Annotated in this window: 13 protein-coding genes; 12 read left to right on the plus strand and 1 reads right to left on the minus strand. The window is 65.5% G+C overall.

The window, feature by feature from the left end; all coding sequences use genetic code 11:
- Position 1: 1 nt before the first annotated feature.
- The 4 genes from ASE82_RS14425 to ASE82_RS14440 are packed head-to-tail and all read left to right on the plus strand — an operon-like array spanning position 2 to position 4,241.
- On the plus strand, positions 2-724 hold the full coding sequence (locus tag ASE82_RS14425; protein WP_235524725.1) for a rhamnogalacturonan acetylesterase: 723 nt from the start codon (positions 2-4) through the stop codon (positions 722-724).
- Between the two features lie 29 nt (positions 725-753).
- Complete coding sequence (locus ASE82_RS14430) at positions 754-1,947, plus strand: rhamnogalacturonan acetylesterase (RefSeq protein ID WP_056065393.1); 1,194 nt, start codon at positions 754-756, stop codon at positions 1,945-1,947.
- A 1-nt stretch (position 1,948) separates the two neighbouring features.
- Positions 1,949-2,923: an alpha/beta hydrolase gene (locus ASE82_RS14435; protein WP_056064861.1), complete on the plus strand. Its 975-nt coding sequence runs from the start codon at positions 1,949-1,951 to the stop codon at positions 2,921-2,923.
- 16 nt (positions 2,924-2,939) lie between these two features.
- The gene (locus ASE82_RS14440) at positions 2,940-4,241 is read left to right on the plus strand and encodes an oligogalacturonate lyase family protein (RefSeq protein ID WP_056065397.1); all 1,302 of its coding nucleotides are present in this window, start codon (positions 2,940-2,942) and stop codon (positions 4,239-4,241) included.
- A 12-nt stretch (positions 4,242-4,253) separates the two neighbouring features.
- Here the strand turns inward: ASE82_RS14440 and ASE82_RS14445 are convergent, their stop codons facing one another.
- On the minus strand, positions 4,254-6,173 hold the full coding sequence (locus ASE82_RS14445) for a rhamnogalacturonan lyase (RefSeq protein WP_235524726.1): 1,920 nt from the start codon (positions 6,171-6,173) through the stop codon (positions 4,254-4,256).
- 339 nt (positions 6,174-6,512) lie between these two features.
- Between ASE82_RS14445 and ASE82_RS14450 the strand changes: the two genes are divergently transcribed.
- The 8 genes from ASE82_RS14450 (at position 6,513) to bglB (ending at position 18,692) form a co-directional block, all read left to right on the plus strand.
- Positions 6,513-9,698: a TonB-dependent receptor gene (locus tag ASE82_RS14450; RefSeq protein ID WP_056064866.1), complete on the plus strand. Its 3,186-nt coding sequence runs from the start codon at positions 6,513-6,515 to the stop codon at positions 9,696-9,698.
- 134 nt (positions 9,699-9,832) lie between these two features.
- The gene (locus tag ASE82_RS14455; protein WP_056064869.1) at positions 9,833-10,636 is read left to right on the plus strand and encodes an IclR family transcriptional regulator; all 804 of its coding nucleotides are present in this window, start codon (positions 9,833-9,835) and stop codon (positions 10,634-10,636) included.
- Positions 10,637-10,646: 10 nt separating this feature from the next.
- Positions 10,647-11,411, plus strand: a complete 765-nt coding sequence (locus ASE82_RS14460; RefSeq protein ID WP_056064871.1) for an SDR family NAD(P)-dependent oxidoreductase — start codon at positions 10,647-10,649, stop codon at positions 11,409-11,411.
- A 20-nt stretch (positions 11,412-11,431) separates the two neighbouring features.
- Positions 11,432-12,946, plus strand: a complete 1,515-nt coding sequence (locus tag ASE82_RS14465) for a rhamnogalacturonidase (RefSeq protein ID WP_056065400.1) — start codon at positions 11,432-11,434, stop codon at positions 12,944-12,946.
- A gap of 73 nt (positions 12,947-13,019) precedes the next feature.
- The gene (locus ASE82_RS14470; protein WP_056065402.1) at positions 13,020-13,334 is read left to right on the plus strand and encodes an L-rhamnose mutarotase; all 315 of its coding nucleotides are present in this window, start codon (positions 13,020-13,022) and stop codon (positions 13,332-13,334) included.
- Positions 13,327-16,350: a glycoside hydrolase family 35 protein gene (locus ASE82_RS14475; RefSeq protein WP_056064874.1), complete on the plus strand. Its 3,024-nt coding sequence runs from the start codon at positions 13,327-13,329 to the stop codon at positions 16,348-16,350. Before ASE82_RS14470 ends, ASE82_RS14475 begins: the two co-directional genes overlap by 8 nt.
- Complete coding sequence (locus ASE82_RS14480; RefSeq protein ID WP_056064877.1) at positions 16,347-17,579, plus strand: glycosyl hydrolase 53 family protein; 1,233 nt, start codon at positions 16,347-16,349, stop codon at positions 17,577-17,579. Before ASE82_RS14475 ends, ASE82_RS14480 begins: the two co-directional genes overlap by 4 nt.
- Positions 17,580-18,692, plus strand: coding sequence for a beta-galactosidase BglB (gene bglB, locus ASE82_RS14485; protein WP_056064879.1), 1,113 nt, complete (start codon positions 17,580-17,582; stop codon positions 18,690-18,692). It abuts the gene before it with no gap.
- Position 18,693 lies beyond the last annotated feature (1 nt).

Raw genomic sequence — 18,693 nt, forward strand, 5'->3', positions numbered from 1 at the left:
GATGCGGATTTTCATCGCCAGCGACTCGACCGCACAGGATTACAAGGCGGATCGCTATCCGCAGTCGGGTTGGGGCACGATGCTGCGTTGTGCCGTGGCGTCAAACGTCAGCATCGAGAACCGCGCGATCGGCGGGCGCAGCACCAACAGCTTCATCCGCGAGGGGCGGCTCGACAAGATCGCCGCGGACCTGCGAAAGGGCGACACGCTCCTGATCCAGTTCGGTCACAACGATGCGAGTGTCGACAAGCCCGAACGCTTCACGACTGTCGAGCAGTATCGCGCGAACCTCCGCCGCTTTCTCGACGTCGCCAGCCATGCGGGTGCGAAGGCGGTGATCCTGACCCCGGTCGCGCGACGCGACTTCAAGGACGGGGTCGAGCAACCGAGCTTTCCGACCTATGCCGATGCGGCGCGACAGGTTGCGCACGAGACGCGGACGCCGCTGATCGATCTCGGCAAGACGTCACAGGCGTGGGTGCAGGCGGCCGGGGCCGACGCGGCGAAGGGGTATTACCTGCATTACACCGGCGCAGCAGGAGCGCCCGGCTATCCCACCGGCGTGGCCGACGACACGCATTTCAGCGAAATCGGCGCACGGCGGGTTGCCGATCTTGTGGCAACCGGGCTCCACCGTCTGAAGCTGCCGATCGCGCGGTACGTGACGCCTGGGACTCCTGCCCTGACACGCGCGACGCCAGCGGGTGGCCCGTCGTGCGGCTGATCGGCGCGCTGGCTCTAGGATTTGCCTTGATGAGTACGGCGGCAGAAGCGCAGGTACGGAGGTTCGTGTTCGGTGATGCCTCGGCTACAAAAGACGCCGTGCCGGTGGCGGCCGGGCGCGCTTATGCGGACGGCTTCGGTTTCGAGGGCGGCAACCCCGCGCTGTTCTCGGTTGCGGTTCCGCCAGGCAATTATCGGGTGACGGTGACGCTCGGCCTGCCAAAGGTACGCACCGACACCAGTATCAAGGCGGAGTCGCGACGCTTGATGCTCGATACGGTCGTCGTGCCGGCAGGGCGATCGATCACGCAGAGCTTCGTCGTCAACGTCCGTAACGCCGCGCTCACCCCGCCGCCGCTGAATGCGCCGGGTGGGACCGCGGTGCTGCTCAAGCCACGCGAGCGCGGTTCGTTCAGTTGGGACGACCGGCTGACGCTGGAGATGCTCGGCGCGAGGCCCGGCGTGACCACGATCACGATCGAGCCGGTCAGCGTGCCGACGATCTTCCTGCTCGGCGACTCCACCGTCACCGACCAGCCTGCCGAGCCTGCCGCGAGCTGGGGGCAGATGCTCCCCGCGCTCTTCCGTCCGGACATCGCCGTCGCCAATCACGCTGAATCGGGCGAGACGATGAAGTCGTTCATGACCGAACTTCGCTTCGCCAAGGTGCTGGAGTCCGCGAAGCCGGGCGACTGGGCGCTGATCCAGTTCGGCCACAACGACCAGAAGGTGCAGTGGCCGCAGACCTACGCCGCTGCCGAGACGACCTATCGGGATTACCTCCGCGCGTGGATCGCGGAGTTCCGTCGGCGGGGCGTCGAGCCTGTGCTCGTGACCTCGCCCGAACGGCGGATGTGGGCGGGCGACAAGATCCGCCCGACGCTTGCGGACTATGCCGCGGCGGTGAAGGCGGTCGGCGCGGAATTACGCGTGCCGGTGATCGACCTGAATGCCGCGAGCATCCGCTTCTACGAAGCGCTCGGCCCGACCCGCGCGCCGCTCGCGTTCAACGATGGCGGCAAGGACGCGACGCATCACGACAATTACGGCGCGTGGATGCTCGCGCGGGCGGTAGCGGCGGGCATTGCTACCGCGAAACTGCCGCTCGCTAAGCATCTAAAACTGGATCTGACAGCATTCGATGCGGGCTATCCGCCCGACCCTGCCACGTTCCGGCTTGCGCCGAGCGTGGCGCATGATTCCACCCGACCGGACGGAAACTGAGATGACCACGCGACGTACGATCCTGGCCGGTGGTCTCGCCAGTGGGCTCGCCAGCCTGCTGCCGCTCCGCGCATTCGCTCAAGATACGAAGCTTGCGGTGGAGAGGTTTGCGCTCTGGCCTTGTGCGGCACCCGGAGCCCCGACACCGGCGGTCGTCGACCAGTGGGTCAAGCGTTCGCCGACCGGTGCGGCGGACGACATCGCCTGGCCGCATGTCGCAGCGCCGATGCTGACGGTGGTGCGGCCGGAGAAGCCCAACGGCGCGGCGGTGCTGATCTGTCCGGGCGGCGGTTACGCGCGCGTAGCGGTTGGCCGGACCGGCGGCGGCATCGCGCGCGATTTCGCGGCGCGCGGGATCACCGCCTTCGAGCTGCTCTATCGCCTGCCGCACGATGGCTGGGCCGCGGGACCAGATGCGCCGTTGCAGGATGCGCAGCGGGCGATGCGCGTGATCCGCGCGGGTGCGGGCACGCGCTGGACGGTCGACCCGGCGCGCGTTGCCGTCACAGGCTTCTCCGCTGGCGGGCATCTCGCGGCGCGGCTGGCGTCCCGGTCGGCCATGCCGAGCTACGCGCCGATCGACATGGCCGATCACCTGTCCGCAAAGCCTGCTATCGCGGGGATGTTCTTTCCCGTCGTGACGATGCTCGATGACGGCGTGCATGCGCAATCGCGCCGCGAATTGCTCGGCGCGCATGCCGCAGATTCCGCGTGGCAGCGCCGCTATTCGACACAGCTGGATCTCCCGGCCGACATGCCGCCGAGCTTCGTGATGGCGAACGCCGACGATCCCGCGGTGCCGGCGCGGAACAGTATCCTGCTGTACGAAGCGCTGCATGCCGCCAAGATCCCCACGGAATTGTTGATGTTCGAAAAAGGTGGCCATGGCCCGCCTGCCCCGCACCGCGACGGCACGCCGATACCGTGGATGGACCTTTTCCTGGCCTGGTCGCGCGACCATGGCTGGCCTGCGTGACGACAAGGATCTGACGATGCGAAACACTGTATTCGGGCTGAGCATCGCGCTCGCCGTCGCCGCGCCCTCGATCGCGGCGGCGCCCGCGTCGTGGATCGATGCCAAGACCGGCCACAAGGTCCTTCGGCTGTCCGACGCACCCGGCAATTACGCGCTCTATTTCAACTACAACGCCTACACGCCGCAGGGCGACCTGATGATATTCCAGACTGCCGACGGTATCTCGGTGGCGGATACGAAGACATGGGCGGTCAGATCCTTGCTGCACCGGCCGGGCGCTCACCTGCTGTTCGCCGGTCACAAGACACGCACCGCGTATTTCTCCGAACAGGCCAAGGGTGGCGACGACGCGCCGATCACGATCTATGCCGCCGACATCGATACGGCCAAGGTCCGCAAGATCGCGGTGGTGCCGAAGGGCAGCCGGATCGATACGCTCAACGCCGACGAGACATTGCTCGGCGGGCAGGTCGCCTCGCGCGACATGCCGCTCCAGCCCAACGCGGCGGGCGTCGATATCAAAACCGGACAGACGGCGTACGCGGCGAACTGGCCCGACGGCCGGCCAATGGTCTATGCCGACGCCAAGGAGTTCCGGCTGAACCAGCGGCTCGACGCCAAGATCCCGATGGAGATCTTCACCATCGACGTGACGACCGGGCAGCGGCGCAGCGTGGTGAAGGCGACCGACTGGCTGAATCACCTGCAATTCTCGCCGACCGACTCGACGCTGCTCATGTATTGCCATGAGGGGCCGTGGCACCGCGTCGACCGAATCTGGACCATCCGCACCGACGGCAGCCAGATGACCAAGGTCCACACGCGGACGATGAACATGGAGATCGCCGGCCACGAATTCTGGTCGCCCGACGGCAAGACGATCTGGTACGATCTGCAAACGCCGCGCGGCGAGGATTTCTGGCTGGCCGGCTATGACGTCGCCACCGCCAAGCGCCGCTGGTACCACCTCGAACGCAACGAATGGTCGGTCCATTATAACGTCTCGGCGGACCAGACACTGTTCTCGGGCGACGGCGGCGACAGCGAGATGGTCGCGCACGCCCCCGACGGGAAATGGATGTACCTTTTCCGCCCAAAGCCCGTGCCCGACGTCGCCGGGATCCGCGCCGACAATGCCGACAGCCTGATCGAAGCGGGAACCTTCGCCGCGGAGAAACTCGTCGACATGGGCAAGCAGGATTACAAGCTCGAGCCCAACGCGCGCTTCTCGCCGGACGGAAAATGGCTGATCTTCCGCGCGAACATCGAGGGCAAGGCGGCGATCTACGCGGTGGAGATCGCCAAGCCCCGGTCCTGACGGCCGGCAGCCTCAGTCGGCGTCGTCCGACGGCCTGAGGCTGCCCGGAAAATAGCCAAGATGCGGCGGCTGATTATAGGCAGTGTTCTGCCAAGCGACGCCCGCGCGGTAGACCGGGTCCTGCATCAGCGTGACGAGGCGGTGCCTGGTTGGGTACGGCGTCACGTAGATGCGCAGTTCGCGGTTGTCGGCCGAGCGCCACACTACCTCCTCGCGCCAGTCACCGAGAATATCCGCCTGTAGCGCAGGGTTGGATTTGGTGCCGTTGTTCGATGCGACGTCGGTCGGATGCAGCAACGGCGAGGCGGTACCTGTCTTCCAGTTCCATTTGCTGATCGTCGTACCGTCGAGCAATTCCTGAAGCAGGTCGCCGTCCCAGTAGAGCGCGAAGTTGGTCTGGCGCGGTGCCGGACCGATCGCGCGACCCTTCACGTCGAACAGGTCGCGGCTGTTCGAGCCCCATAGCTCGGCCCCGACATGACGTGGGTCGATATCCGCGGCGAGCCCGCGGCCCGTGTCGGTATCGGCAGGCTTGGTCCACAGGACCGCGCCGGTGCGCGCGTCGAGCAGTGCCGAGCCGATCCCGCCATTGGTCTTTACCTGCTCATGCACGCCCCATTTCTCGAGACCCGGACGCAACGGGTCGAGATCGGCGACATGCATCGCGTCGCCGTGGAACAGCGGCACGGTCCACAATCCCTTGCCGTCGTCGTCGACCGCCATCGATCCGTAGATCACCTCGTCGCGGCCATCGCCGTCGACATCGGCGATGCTCAGCTGGTGGTTGCCGCGGTCGGCATAGTCGGCGTTACCCGGCGCGGCGCTGTCGAACAGCCAGCGCTTGGTCAGCTTGCCACCGCGATAATCCCACGCAGCGATCGCGGTGCGCGCATAATAGCCGCGGCCGAAGATCATGCTGGGATGCTGCCCGTCCAGATACGCTGTCCCGGCCAGAAACCGGTCGGAGCGGTTGGCATAGCCATCGCCCCACGTCTCGCGCATCTGGTCGAAGCTAGGATTGCCGCCGGGAAAGCGCGGCGGATCATAGGCCGCGATGGCGAGCGCCTTGCCGGAGCGGCCGTCGAACACCGTCAGATATTCCGGACCCTTCAGGATGCGGCCGACAAGCGGCGCGACCTTGGTGCCATCCGCCAGCACTTTAGCGCCGGTCTTGTCCGGTTGCGGGACTTCGCCGTCGCGACCGCGCCAGTCCGCCTTCGCATCGCCAATCGTGACTCCGGTGCCATCGACGGTGCCGTCCGCGGTCTTCATCGCTATTTCCGCGCGACCATCGCCATCGTAATCGGCGACCTGGAACTGCGTGTAATGCGCGCCCGCACGGATGTTGCGCCCAAGGTCGATCCGCCAGAGCCGCTTGCCGTCGAGCGTATAGGCGTCGACGAAGACGTTGCCGGTATAGCCCGCTTGGCTGTTGTCGTGGCTGTTGGTCGGGTCCCATTTCAGGATCAGTTCGTAACGCCCGTCGCCATCGAGATCGCCGACGCTGGCATCGTTGGCGGTATAAGTGAACGCTTCGCCGTCGGGCGTCGTCCCGCCGGGCGGGGGCACGAGCGGGATCGAGAGATATCCGTTCGGTGCCATCAGCGCGCGGGCACTCGGCGCCCCCGCCTTGCTGCCGACGAGGGCACGAATGGTATAGCGGGCGCGATCATTGCCCTGCCGATCAACGAACGACGTCGCGTCGGCGATCGGTTGCGGCGTGATCTTGCGGCCGTCGCGATAGACGTCGAAGCGGGTCGCGGACGGATCGTCCCGCAACAGCCGCCAGCTGATAAGCCAGCCGCCGTCCTTCGCGGGCGTGGCAACGGCGCCGCGATCCAGCCGCTCTACCGCGCGGGACGGCGATGCCGCCAGCGCGGGCGTCGCAACACCGACCACGAGCGCCAGAAACGCGCGGCTGCCTATCGTCATCATCATCTCCATCGCGGCGTGCCAATTATCGCACTTATCCCAATTATTATGATTGCCCTTCAGGAAATGGCAAACTAATAAACGGGACAGAGCTTCACAATATGGTTTTTAGTCGGTCATGGTACCGGCATTGGCGACGGTAACGACCGCGCCGAGACGAGGGGATGATGATGACTGGACCCAGCACAGAAATCGATCGCGCAACATGCCGCAAGGCCTGCCGCGCCCGTGCCTTGTCGACGCGCCCAGCCGGCTAGCCCAGCCACCTAGCATGGTGACTTCACGATGGGCCGGCTACCGCATGCGTCGCCGCCCGGAACGTCTTTCGGGGGAAATATGATGACACTTCACACTTGTTCGGTGCGCAATCTGGCGATCACGACGTCGGCACTGGCGCTGATGCTGGGCTCGGCGACCGCCGCTACCGCCCAGACGACCGCACCTACGACGCCGGCGACAGACGTTGCGCAACCCGCACAGAAGCCCTCGCCCGACGCGACCCTGCCGGACGGCGCGACCTCCGAAGACATCCTCGTCGTCGGTACGCGCGCCTCGCTGCAGTCGGCGATCGCCCGCAAGCGCAAGGCCGGCACCGTGGTCGACTCGATCGTCGCCGACGACATTGCGAGCTTTCCCGACAAGAACCTCGGTGACTCGCTGGCCCGCGTCACCGGCGTGCAGCTCGACCGCGACTTCGGCGAGGGCACCAAGATCTCGATCCGCGGCGTCGAACCCGATCTCAACCGCATCGAGATCAACGGCGTCACCCAGGCCAGCGCCGATGGCAGCCGCTCGGGCGATCTGCGCGATCTCGCGACCGAACTCGTCAAGTCGATCGACGTCTACAAGGGCTATAGCGCCGACCTGACCGAAGGCGGCCTCGGCGGCACGGTCAGCGTCGAAACGCGCCGCCCGCTCGAACTGGCAAAGCCGCTCCTCAGCGCGGTGGCCTCCGCCCAGCATCTCGACACCGCACAGAAATGGCGTCCCCGCCTCACCGGCATCTTCGGGACACCCCATTTCCTGCTCGATGGCCTCGGCATCCTGGGGACCGTCAACTACGAGAAGAAGCAGCTTCGCCAGGACTATATCAGCAACACCAACTGGAAGCGGATCGCGGATTTCGACCGCTCTGACGAGAAGACCGTCGCCAACCCCGCTTATGCCAATTTCAACACTTATGGCAGTTGCGCAGGCGTCGGCGGAGCGAATGCGGCAGCGGCGACGACGCGCCGGCTGGCTTGCGAGACGCAGTTCTTCGACTGGGTCCCGACCGTGCCGCGCCTGCGCCAGCGCCGGATCGACGACCAGCGGCTGTCCGCCGATCTCCAGGTCCAGTATGAATTCGCGCCGAACTTCCGCGCGTACGCCGAAGCGATCATCACCAACCGCAAGCAGCAGTTCAACGACGTCAACTACTCGCTCGATCTCGGCCGTTTCGAGCGCTTCAACTACGACGCCACGCTGCCGGTCGGCTTGAATGGCGCCACGTCGCGTCCGCAGATCACCGCGGGCACATCGACCAGCGAGAACCACGTCGTCACCAGCGCGCTGACCGCGCTCAATTCGGTCAATGTCGGCACAGCCGCTGCACCGGTCTGGAACGGTGCCAGCAACATCCTCGGCGTCCAGCGTCGCGATTTCAAATACGATCAGCGCACCCGCTATTACCTGACCGGGTTCGACTGGACCTTCGACGATCTGAAGATCAAGGCACTCGCGTCGCATTCGACTGGCCGAACCGTCAACGATACCAACCTGCTCGCCTATTCGACCGGCATCGGCGGGGTTACCATAGACCGTCGCAACGACCTCGGCATTCCGGTGTTCGTGTTCCCCGAGAACTTCGACCCGAATTCAACCGGCGCCTATGTCCGCCCCGGCACGATCAACGCACCCGGACGACAGGCCGGACCGACGGTCCAGTATCGCCCGAGCGACAACAACAACAAGGAAGACCAGCTCAAGCTCGACGCGGACTGGAACACCAACCTGCCGTTCCTGACGAGCATCGAATATGGCGGGCAGTTCCGCTGGCAGGAGTATGAGAACTACAACGGCGGCGGCTCGCGCCTGCTGACCCCCGCGGTTTCGGCGAATCCGTCAACCGGCGCGGCGGCCGTCCCTGCCGTGTATCAGACGAGCGCCAACGTTTCGTATACCACCGTCGTCACCGATACGCCGCCGGCCGTGCGCGCCGCGAACACCTATTACATGACGCAGGCCCAGTACGCACAGTTCATCGCGGCCAATACCGGCGGCCTGCCGGGTGCGGGCCTGTTCACCGGGCTCAAGGGTGCGCCGGCCGGCCTGCCCTCGCAACTGTCGGTACCGACCATCAATTTCGACCGACTGGGCCAGATTTATGACCTCTCGGGCTTCGATCAGGATCTGGTGCGCAACGCCGATGGCCAGTCGCAGATTCCGACCGTTTTCATCAAGGAAACCGTTGCCGCCGCATATCTGAAGGGTAATTTCGAACAGGACGTCCTCGGCATGCGGGTCAGCGGCAATGCCGGCGTTCGCTATATCAAGACGACCGACAAGGGCACCGGCACCAACATCAGCCGGCAGACCCGGATCCGTCCCGGCACTGGCGTGCCCGGTATTCCCGCAGTGATCGAAACGGTCACGCTTGCTGCAAACTCGCTGTCGTTGAAGAACAGCTACACCGACTGGCTTCCCGCGTTCAACGGCGCGCTGGAAATCACGCCTAACCTGACCTTCCGCGCAAACTGGGCTCGCAATCTCGCCCGTCCCAAGCCGACCGATCTGGTGCCCAACGTCAATTGTCTCGATGACTCGACCGATATCACCGGGCTGCAGGACGCCTGTACCGCGGGCAATCCCGATCTCGTGCCGTATCGCGCCGATCAGTGGGAAGTGAACCTCGGCTGGTTCCCGAACAGGGACACCGCGGTCAGCATTGGCTATTTCAAGAAATACGAGAAGAGCTTCGTCATCTCGAACGTGACGCGCGGCGATGTCGATCTCTTCCAGGACGGCTCGCTGTTCACGGTCCGCCAGCCGGTCAACGGCTTCGGCGCGTTGCTGGACGGGATCGAAGGGAGCGTACAAACCGCCTTCACGTTCCTCCCCGCACCGTTCGATGGTCTCGGGGCCAGCGGCAACTTCACCTATGCACGCGCGATCCGGACCAACCTGACCAACGTCGCCACAGGTCAACCGCTCAACGACTATCCCGGCCTGTCGAAATGGACCGCGAATGCGAGCATCTTCTACGACAAGGATTGGCTCAACATCCGCGTCAACTACAACTACCGGTCGAACTGGCTGGCGGTAGTGTCCGACGTCAACTTCGACAACAGCCCGATCTATCGTCGTGGCGAAGGCTATTTCGACGCCAAGGTGACGTTCCGGTTCCCCGAGCAGCACACCCAGTTGTTCATGGAGATCCAGAACATCAACAAGGAGTCGTCGGCGAGCTACATCGACAAGGCGCGGCCGGTGGAATATTATTACGCGGGCCAGCGGTTCTTTGCCGGTCTCCAGCTTAAATTCTAGAGCGCTCCCTCCTCGGCCGACCGCCGCAAGACGGTCGGCCATTTTTTCTCGGTTTTCCAATCGTGTAGCGCGGCCGGAATCGACTCAAGATTCGCCGATTGCCAGCATGTAGGAGGCCGTCTTATGGAGTGGGCATGAACACTTCCACGACGAACATCGACAAGTCGGAGTCGGCCGGAAACGGCGTCGGTGCCGGCAGCCAGACCCTCATGCGCGGGCTCGATCTGATCGAGGCGGTCAGCCACGAGGTACTGACGCTGAGCGAACTCGCGGTAAAGCTCGACCTGACCAAGAGTACCACGCACCGGTTGCTGAGCGCGCTGGTCGATCGCGGTTATCTCGCCTTCACGCCGCGCTCCGGATACCGGCTCGGACCCAAGCTGTTGCTGCTCGGCACGCTTGCGCAGGCGCAGGCCGATCTGGTGCAGGTCGCACGACCCTATCTGGAGGAGCTGGCCGCCTCCACCGAGGACACCGTGCACCTCGGCGTGTTCGACGGCGACTTCGCACTGTATCTCGACAAGGTGCCGGGGCGGCGGCGGATCACGATCTCGAGCCGGGTCGGCGATCGCCAGCCGCTGAGCTCGACCGGGCTCGGCAAGGCGCTGATGATCGATTCCCCGCCAAAATATTGGCAGGAGCGCTTCGACGCGGACCAGGCGGCGGGTGCGCCCAGGGCCGATGCGAAAGTGTGGCGCGAGCGGATGCAAGGCTATGCAACCTGCGGGCGCGCGTTCGATCTGGAGGAGAACGAGGACCAGATCCGCTGCGTCGCCGCCCCGATCCGCGATGCCGCGGGCAAGATCGTCGGCGCGATCAGCGTGTCCAGCGCCGCGCAATATATGAGCGACGACCGCATGACGACGCTGACCGACGAAGTGCGCGGCACCGCGGGCGCGATCAGCCGCGAACTCGGCTTCGAGCCGCCAACCGATTAATTGGGAGAAGATGATGTTGCTCGAAGGCAAGACCGTGCTGGTGACCGGCGCATCGGCAGGGATCGGTCGGGCGGTCGCGATCGGTTGTGCGCGACACGGCGCCGATATCGCGCTGAATTTCGCGCGTGACGTGGCGGGTGCCGAGAGCGCCGTGGCCGAGATCGAGGCACTCGGTCGGAAAGCCGTGGCGATCCAGGGCGACGTCGCCGATCCGGAGACCGCGCGCGACTTCATCGACAAGGCTGTGGCGGTGCTCGGGCGGGTCGACGTGTTCGTCAACAACGCCGGGATCTGCCCGTTCCACGCATTCCTCGACATGCCGGTCGAGACGTTCGAGCGGACCATGCGCGTCAATCTTCACGGCGCCTATTACATGGTGCAGGCGGCGGCGAACCAGATGGTGAAGCAGGGCGACGGCGGGTCGATCATCGCGATGTCGTCGATCTCGGCGCTCGTCGGCGGCGAGTATCAGACACACTACACCCCGACCAAGGCTGGCCTGCATTCGCTGATGCAGTCGGTCGCGATCGCGCTGGGCAAGCACGGGATCCGCTGCAACTCGCTGTTCCCGGGCACGATCCTGACGGACATCAACAAGGATGACCTCGCCGACGAGGCCAAGCGGTCGTACATGGAAAAGCGCATTCCGCTCGGCCGGCTGGGCAAGCCCGACGATCTGGTCGGGCCGACGGTGTTCCTCGCGTCCGATCTCGCGCAATACGTCACGGGAGCCTCGCTGCTGGTCGACGGCGGCATGTACGTGAATCTGCAATAAGCGGCTCCGGGGCCTTGTCCGTGACACGCCGCGACGTCGGACTGGGGCTAGGCGCGGCGTTGCTTCCGTTTCCCGCGCATGCCGCGAGCATGATCGACGTGCGCGATTATGGCGCGCGTGGCGACGGGCGGACGATCGACAGCACCGCGATCAATGCCGCTATTGCCGCCGCCGCCAAGGCCGGCGGGGGCACCGTGACCATCCCCGCGGGCCGTTATCTGTGCTTCTCGATCCGGCTGCGGAGCCATGTAACAATTCAGCTTGCCAAGCGCACGGTGATCGAGGCGGCGGATCCGGTGCGGCATGCCGGACGCTACGACCTGCCCGAGGACAATGGCGAGCAACTATACCAGGACTTCGGCCACAGCCATTGGCGTAACAGCCTGTTCTGGGGCGAGGATGTCGAGAACGTCGCGATTGTCGGCCCCGGCCTGATCCACGGGCTCGGGCTGACACGCGATGGTCCCGGTGCGCGGTGGAAGGCGCAGACGGGCGAGCGGCCGCTGTCGATGCGGCAGATGAGCGCGGCCGAGATCGCGCGGCTCGAACCCGATGCAGCGCGCATGAACGGCCTTGGCAACAAGGCGATCGCGTTCCGGAACGGGCGCAATATCCGCCTGTCCGGTTTCTCGATGCTAAAATGCGGGCATTTCGCCATCCTCGCGACGGGCACGCGCGACCTGCACATCCACGACCTGACGATCGACACGGATCGCGACGGGATCGACCTCGATTGCGTCCAGCGCACGATCGTCGAGCGGTGCCGCGTCAACACGCCGAACGACGACGCGATCGTCATCAAGAGCAGTTTTGCGCTCGGCCGCGCGGTTGCTTCGGAGGACGTGACCGTGCGGCATTGCGCCGTGTCCGGCTACGACCTCGGCACCATGCTCGACGGCACGCGGCGCACGACGCAACTGCTCGCGCCCGACCGCGACCGTGTCACCGGGCGGATCAAGCTCGGCACCGAGAGCAACGGCGGATACCAGCGCATCCTGATCGAGGATTGCAGCTTTACGCATTGCCGCGGCTTGGCCCTCGAGACCGTCGACGGCGGCGTCATGGAGGACGTCGTCGTGCGCCGCATCACGATGCGCGACGTGACGACTGCGCCGCTGTTCCTGCGGATCGGCGACCGACGCCGCGGTCCGGCCGGAACGCAGGTAGGTGCGATCCGGCGGGTGATGCTAAGCGACATCGACGCGACGGGGATCGATCACCGCTTCGCCGCGGCGATCGCGGGGCTTCCCGGCCATCCGGTCGAGGACGTCTTGCTATCCCGCATCCATCTGTCCTATTGCGGCGGCGGCACGCCCGAAGATGCCTCACGCAGGCCTGAAGACCTCGCGGGCGCCTATCCGGAGCCGAGCATGTTCGGTGTACTCCCCGCCTGGGGCTTGTGGGTCCGGCACGCGAAGGGCCTCGTGATAGACCGCCTCGATCTCGCCGCCGCCAGACCCGACGCCCGTCCGCCCTTCGTGATCGAGAACACCACCGGACTTTCGGTGACACGGACCCAACTCTGGCGCGGTTAGCATTTGACCTGAGCATCGAACGTCTTTACCAAATCGTACATAGCAATACCACATAGTGGATTGGAAGGGTGCGATGTCGATCCATGCGTTCAGGATGCAGCTGAAGCCCGGCGTGGTCGATGAATACCGCAAGCGCCACGATGAAATCTGGCCCGAACTGTCCGCGTTGCTGACCGAAAGCGGCATCCATGACTATTCGATCTTCCTCGACGAGGCGACGCTGGCGCTGTTCGCCGTCCTGAAGCTCGCCGAACCGAACACCCGCGATGCCCTCCCCGATCACCCGGTGATGAAACGCTGGTGGGATCACATGGCGCCGCTGATGGAGGTTGAGGATAACAACCGCCCGAAGGAATGGTCGCTCCCGCTGATCTTCCACCATGATTGATCGCACCCGCCTGATCGCCTTGGCGCTCGCCACCGCGCTGACACCGGTCACCGCGGCGGCGCAGGTCGCACGCCCGACGCAGAACCTCGCCGCGCCGGTCAAGACCTTCGGCCGCGTGTCGTACGACGCACGGTCGCTGATGATCGACGGCAAGCGTCAGGTGATCTGGTCGAGCGAATTCCACCCGTTCCGCCTGCCCAGCCCCGATCTGTGGCGCGATATATTGCAGAAGATGAAGGCGAGCGGTTTCAACACCGTCGCGCTGTATTTCGACTGGGGATATCACAGCCCGAAACAGGGCGTGTACGACTTCACCGGCATCCGCGACGTCGAGCGCGTGCTGGCGATGGCGCAGGAAGAAGGGCTTTACGTCATCACCCGCGCCGGGCCGTATGTGAACGCGGAACTGTCGCGCGGCGGCTTTCCGGGCTGGCTGGTCAACCAGAAGGCCCGCGCGAGGACCGACGATCCGGCATATCTCGCCGCGGTCGACGAGTGGCTCACCCACGTCAACGCGATCATCGCCCGGCACCAGATCAACGGCGATGGCAAGGGCCATAGCGGCAGCGTCATCCTGCACCAGATCGAGAACGAACTGGCGCTGACCACGCCGGCGCAGCGCCGCTACATGGACCATCTCTACGCCAAGGCCCGCGCCGACGGCATCACCGTGCCGCTGTTCCACAACGACCAGGGTCGCAACGGATACTGGGTCCCCGAGTCCTCCACCGTCGCGAACGTCGTGAAGGGGCCAGGCGATCTCTACGCGTTCGACGGCTATCCAGGTGGTACCTGCACCGTCGCGGGCAAGCCGACGCGCGGCGTGGCGGCCCCCGACTGGGGGTTCTACGGTCCCGGCGGTGCAAAGGGTGGCGCATCCGCCTCGCCCGATACGCCGGCTTTCCTCGCCGAGTTCGGTGGCGGCTGGTTCGACTATTGGGGCTCGAACGGCGGCTACGAATGCAACGCGGTGCAGCGCGGCAAGCGGTTCCAGCGCGTGTTCTACGGCACCAACCTCGCCAACGGCATTGATATCCAGAGCTTCTACATGGGCTATGGCGGGACGAGCTGGGGCTGGCTCCCCGCCCCCGTCGTTTTCACGAGCTACGATTACGGCGCGGCGATCTCCGAAGCACGCGAGGTGCGGAGCAAGGCGGACGAGATGAAACAGCTCGGTGGGCTGATCGCCGCCGTTCCGGACCTAGCGGGCATGGTCCCCGCCGCGCCGGTACAGGTGTCGTCGCCGAACGTGCAGGCGCATCACAACCGCAGTCCGGAGAGCGATGCGCGCTTCCTGATGGTGACGCACAAGCCGTCCAACGGCCAGACCGACGACCGCTTCACGATCACCGCCGACCTGCCGGACGGGCGCTACACCTTCCCGCAGGCCGAGCCGATGCGGCTGAACGGGTTCGATGCGAAATGGCTGGTCGCGGGCGTGAATGTCGGCGGGCAGCGGCTGGTCTATTCGACTTCCGAATTGCAGACCGCCTTAACGATCGATCGCAGCGACGTGATGTTGCTGTACGGTCGTGTGGGAGAGACCGGCGAGACGGTACTGCGCTACACGTCCGCGCCGACCGTGACACTGCTCGAAGGCACCGCCACCAGCGCGTTCGACGCAGCGAAGGGCGATCTCCGGCTCGATTATACGCATGCCGGGCGCGCGGTGGTGCGGATTACCGGCGGCGGGCGTCCTGCCCTCACGCTGATCCTCGCCGACGAAGCCGAGGCGGTACGCTATTGGCGGGGTAGCGACGCGGTGCTCGTGCGTGGGCCCGCGTTGCTGCGCTCGACCAAGGCGACCGGCGGCACGCTCGCGCTGACCGGCGATACTGCCGAGACGACGCCGCTCGAAGTCTGGGCTCCCGCCACGCTTCGGTCGGTGCAATGGAACGGCACCGCGGTTGCTACGAAAGCGACGGTGATCGGCAGCCGAACCGCGACGGCGGCATTGCCCGGTCCCGCCCCGGTCGTAATCCCGGCGCTGACCAATTGGCGGACGGCGCAGGGTTCGCCCGAAGCCACACCTGGCTTTGACGACACCAGCTGGCAGGCAATCGACGGACGCGGCAGCGCGACGACGACCGCCAAACCCGACGGCCAACCGAACCTGACGATGGACTCCTACGGCTTCCACGACGGCGACGTCTGGTATCGCGGCCGCTTCACCGGCACGCCCGATGCGAAGCAGATCGCGCTGTTTTACGGCGCGGGCGGCTCCGGCATGGTGCAAGTCTGGGTCGATGGTCAGTTCCTCGGCCAGAATGAGCTGCCGAGCGGACTGCCGCGGCCGATCACGACCGGGCTCGCACGGTTCGACTTGCCCGCCTCCGCACAGTCGAGCGGCGAGCACGTCGTCAGCGTCATGGTGCGCAACAACGGGCATAATTGGGACCTCGATTCCGACGATTATCACAAGGAAGCCCGCGGGCTAATTTCCGCATCGATCGAGGCGCCGGGCGGGCGCAACTTCGGCGTGCCAATCGCGTGGAAGATCCAGGGCAAGCTTGGCGGCGAGGACCTCCCCGATCCGGCGCGCGGCCCCGCCAACAACGGCGGCCAATATGGCGAACGGGTCGGCTGGCACCTGCCCGGCTTCGACGACAAGGCCTGGGCCGCAGCGACCATCCCGGCCACCACGGCGACGCCCGGCACGACCTGGTACCGCACACGCTTCGATCTCGCCGTGCCGAAGGGCCAGGACACGACGATCGCCCTCGCATTCGGCGACACGACCACCCCGCGCTCGGTCGCCCGCTACCGTGCGCTGCTGTTCGTCAACGGCTGGAACATGGGGCAATTTATCGCGCATGTCGGACCGCAGCGCGTGTTCCCGATCCCCGAGGGCATCCTCAACCACCACGGCGCGAACACCGTCGCGCTCGCGGTCACGTCCGACGGCGCGCCGGGCGATACGATCGAGCAGGTCCGCCTGGTGACGATGCGCAACGTCAAGGGCGGCGTGCCGGTGCGGATGGTCGCGGCACCCGACCGGCTGGGCCCCGCCAAATGATCACGCGCAGAACATTTGGCGCGGGCGCTGGGGCGGCCTGCCTCGCCAGCATCGCACCAGCCGCGAAGGTCGCAAGCGGCGCGAGGCCATGGCCCTATCTAATCGGCGCGGACGTCTCGTGGATCCCGGAGGACGAGTTCGCCGGCGCGACGTATTTCGACTTTGGCGTGGCGAAGGACCCGCTCGAGATCCTCCGCGATGCCGGGTTCAACGCGATCAAGCTGCGACTCTTCGTTGATCCCGCGAAAGGGTATTCGAGTGGCAAGCCGGGCGGGCCGTGGTGCGACCTGCCGCGCACGATCGCGTTCGCCAAGCGGATCAAGGCCGCGGGTTTCGACCTGTCGCTGACGCTGCATTATTCGGACACCTGGGCGGACCCGCAGCATCAGGACAAGCCCGCCGCCTGGGCTGCACTCGCGTTCCCGCAACTGGTCGAGGCGGTCCACCGCCATACCGTCGACGCGCTGTCGGCGATGAAGCGGGCGGGCGCCGCCCCCGACCTGGTCGTGATCGGCAACGAGACGACCTTCGGCATGCTCTGGCCCGACGGACGCGTGCCGCTGACGATTCCAACCGGCAATCCGCAGACCGATGCGGTGCACATGAACGTGCCCGGCGCCGGCGGGTACGACCGGTTCGCGATGCTGTTGAAGGCCGGGATCGCCGGCGCACGCGAAGCGACGCCAGAGGCGCGGGTGGCGGTGCACAATCATCTCGGGCGGCATTGGCCAATCGTCCGCTACTGGATGGACAATCTGCTCCAGCGCGGCGTCAAATTCGATGCCACCGGCTTCTCCTGCTACCAGCAACAGGCGCAGGGCGACTGGGCGCGAACCTTTACCGAGTTCGCCAAGGCCTATCCCGACCACGGCTTTCTTTCGCTCGAATATTCGTCGCGCAAACGGTACGTGAACGACCTCGTCCACGCGCAGCCGCACGGCTGGGGCAGCTTCATCTGGGAGCCGACGCGGCACCAGGAAGCGATCTTCACGCATAACGGCACGCCCGCCGGCGAAGGGCCCAAGCCCGACCTCCTCTCGCAGGGGATCAACGCCGCCGAAGCGCCCGGCGCCGTGACAGCGCCAACCGCGCCGACACCACCGAACGGCACGACGCCGTCGACCGGTCATGGCGGCCGCTACGACGCGGACCCCGAATTTCTCACCCTCTATCGGACGATGGCGCGCGATTACGGGCTCAGCCCTGCGCGTCCCAACAGGAGACTATAAGTGGCTGCCCTCACCCATAACGTACCGCGCGCGGACGTAACCGCCGCGATCGCGAAGCTGATGGACAACCTCGTCAACATCAAGGACGAGACCGGCGAGTTCCTGCTGCGCCTAGAAGACGGCCGGGTCATCGACACCAAGGGCTGGGCCGGCTGGGAATGGACCCACGGCGTCGGCCTGTTCGGGATGTGGCGCTATTACGAGCAGACCGGCGACGCGGGCGCGCTGGCAATCATCAAGCAGTGGTTCGAGGATCGTTTCGCCGAAGGCACGCCGACCAAGAACATCAACACCGTCGCGCCGTTCATCACGCTCGCCTATCTCTACGAACGCGAGCCGGATCCGCGCTACATCCCCTATCTCGACACCTGGGCCGAGTGGCTGATGGCGCCGGACGGGCTGCCCAAGACCGAGGAGGGCGGGTTCCAGCATATCGTCTACAATGACGAGAATCCGGGTGAGATGTGGGACGACACGCTGATGATGTCGGTGTTGCCGCTCGCCAAGATCGGCCTGCTGCTCAACCGCCCGCACTATGTCGAGGAGGCCAAGCGGCAGTTCCTCGTCCACATCAAATACCTGTTCGACAAGAAGACCGGGCTCTGGTTCCACGGCTGGGACTTCAACGGGCGGCATAATTTCGCCGAAGCGCTGTGGGCGCGCGGCAATTGCTGGGTGACGATCGCGATCCCGGAGATCATCGAAATCCTCGAACTGCCGGTGGGCGATGCGTTCCGCACCTTCCTGATCGATACGCTCGCAGCGCAGGTGAAGACGCTGGCCGAGACGCAGGACGAGAGCGGCCTATGGCACACGCTGGTGATGGACCCGACCAGCTATCTCGAGGCATCGGCGACCGCGGGCTTCGCCTACGGCATCCTGAAGGGCGTCCGGAAGGGCTATCTGCCGCGCCACTACGAAGCGGTCGGGATCAAGGCCGTGCAGGGCGTGCTCGCCAATATCGACGAGGCCGGCGAACTGAAGCAGGTCAGCTTCGGCACCGCGATGGGCGACACGCAGCAATTCTACAAGGACATCGCGCTCACCTCGATGCCTTACGGCCAGAGCCTCGCGATGGTCGCGCTCGCCGAGTTCCTGCGGACCTATATCTGAC

The sequence above is a fragment of the Sphingomonas sp. Leaf230 genome, from assembly GCF_001421745.1.
In the GTDB taxonomy this organism is placed as follows: Bacteria; Pseudomonadota; Alphaproteobacteria; order Sphingomonadales; family Sphingomonadaceae; genus Sphingomonas.

Coding starts and splice junctions, on each gene's coding strand:
- ASE82_RS14425 (WP_235524725.1), top strand. CDS start 2: ATGCGGATTTTCATCGCCAGCGACTCGACCGCACAGGATTACAAGGCG.
- ASE82_RS14430 (WP_056065393.1), top strand. CDS start 754: ATGAGTACGGCGGCAGAAGCGCAGGTACGGAGGTTCGTGTTCGGTGAT.
- ASE82_RS14435 (WP_056064861.1), top strand. CDS start 1,949: ATGACCACGCGACGTACGATCCTGGCCGGTGGTCTCGCCAGTGGGCTC.
- ASE82_RS14440 (WP_056065397.1), top strand. CDS start 2,940: ATGCGAAACACTGTATTCGGGCTGAGCATCGCGCTCGCCGTCGCCGCG.
- ASE82_RS14445 (WP_235524726.1), bottom strand. CDS start 6,173: ATGACGATAGGCAGCCGCGCGTTTCTGGCGCTCGTGGTCGGTGTTGCG.
- ASE82_RS14450 (WP_056064866.1), top strand. CDS start 6,513: ATGACACTTCACACTTGTTCGGTGCGCAATCTGGCGATCACGACGTCG.
- ASE82_RS14455 (WP_056064869.1), top strand. CDS start 9,833: ATGAACACTTCCACGACGAACATCGACAAGTCGGAGTCGGCCGGAAAC.
- ASE82_RS14460 (WP_056064871.1), top strand. CDS start 10,647: ATGATGTTGCTCGAAGGCAAGACCGTGCTGGTGACCGGCGCATCGGCA.
- ASE82_RS14470 (WP_056065402.1), top strand. CDS start 13,020: ATGTCGATCCATGCGTTCAGGATGCAGCTGAAGCCCGGCGTGGTCGAT.
- ASE82_RS14475 (WP_056064874.1), top strand. CDS start 13,327: ATGATTGATCGCACCCGCCTGATCGCCTTGGCGCTCGCCACCGCGCTG.
- ASE82_RS14480 (WP_056064877.1), top strand. CDS start 16,347: ATGATCACGCGCAGAACATTTGGCGCGGGCGCTGGGGCGGCCTGCCTC.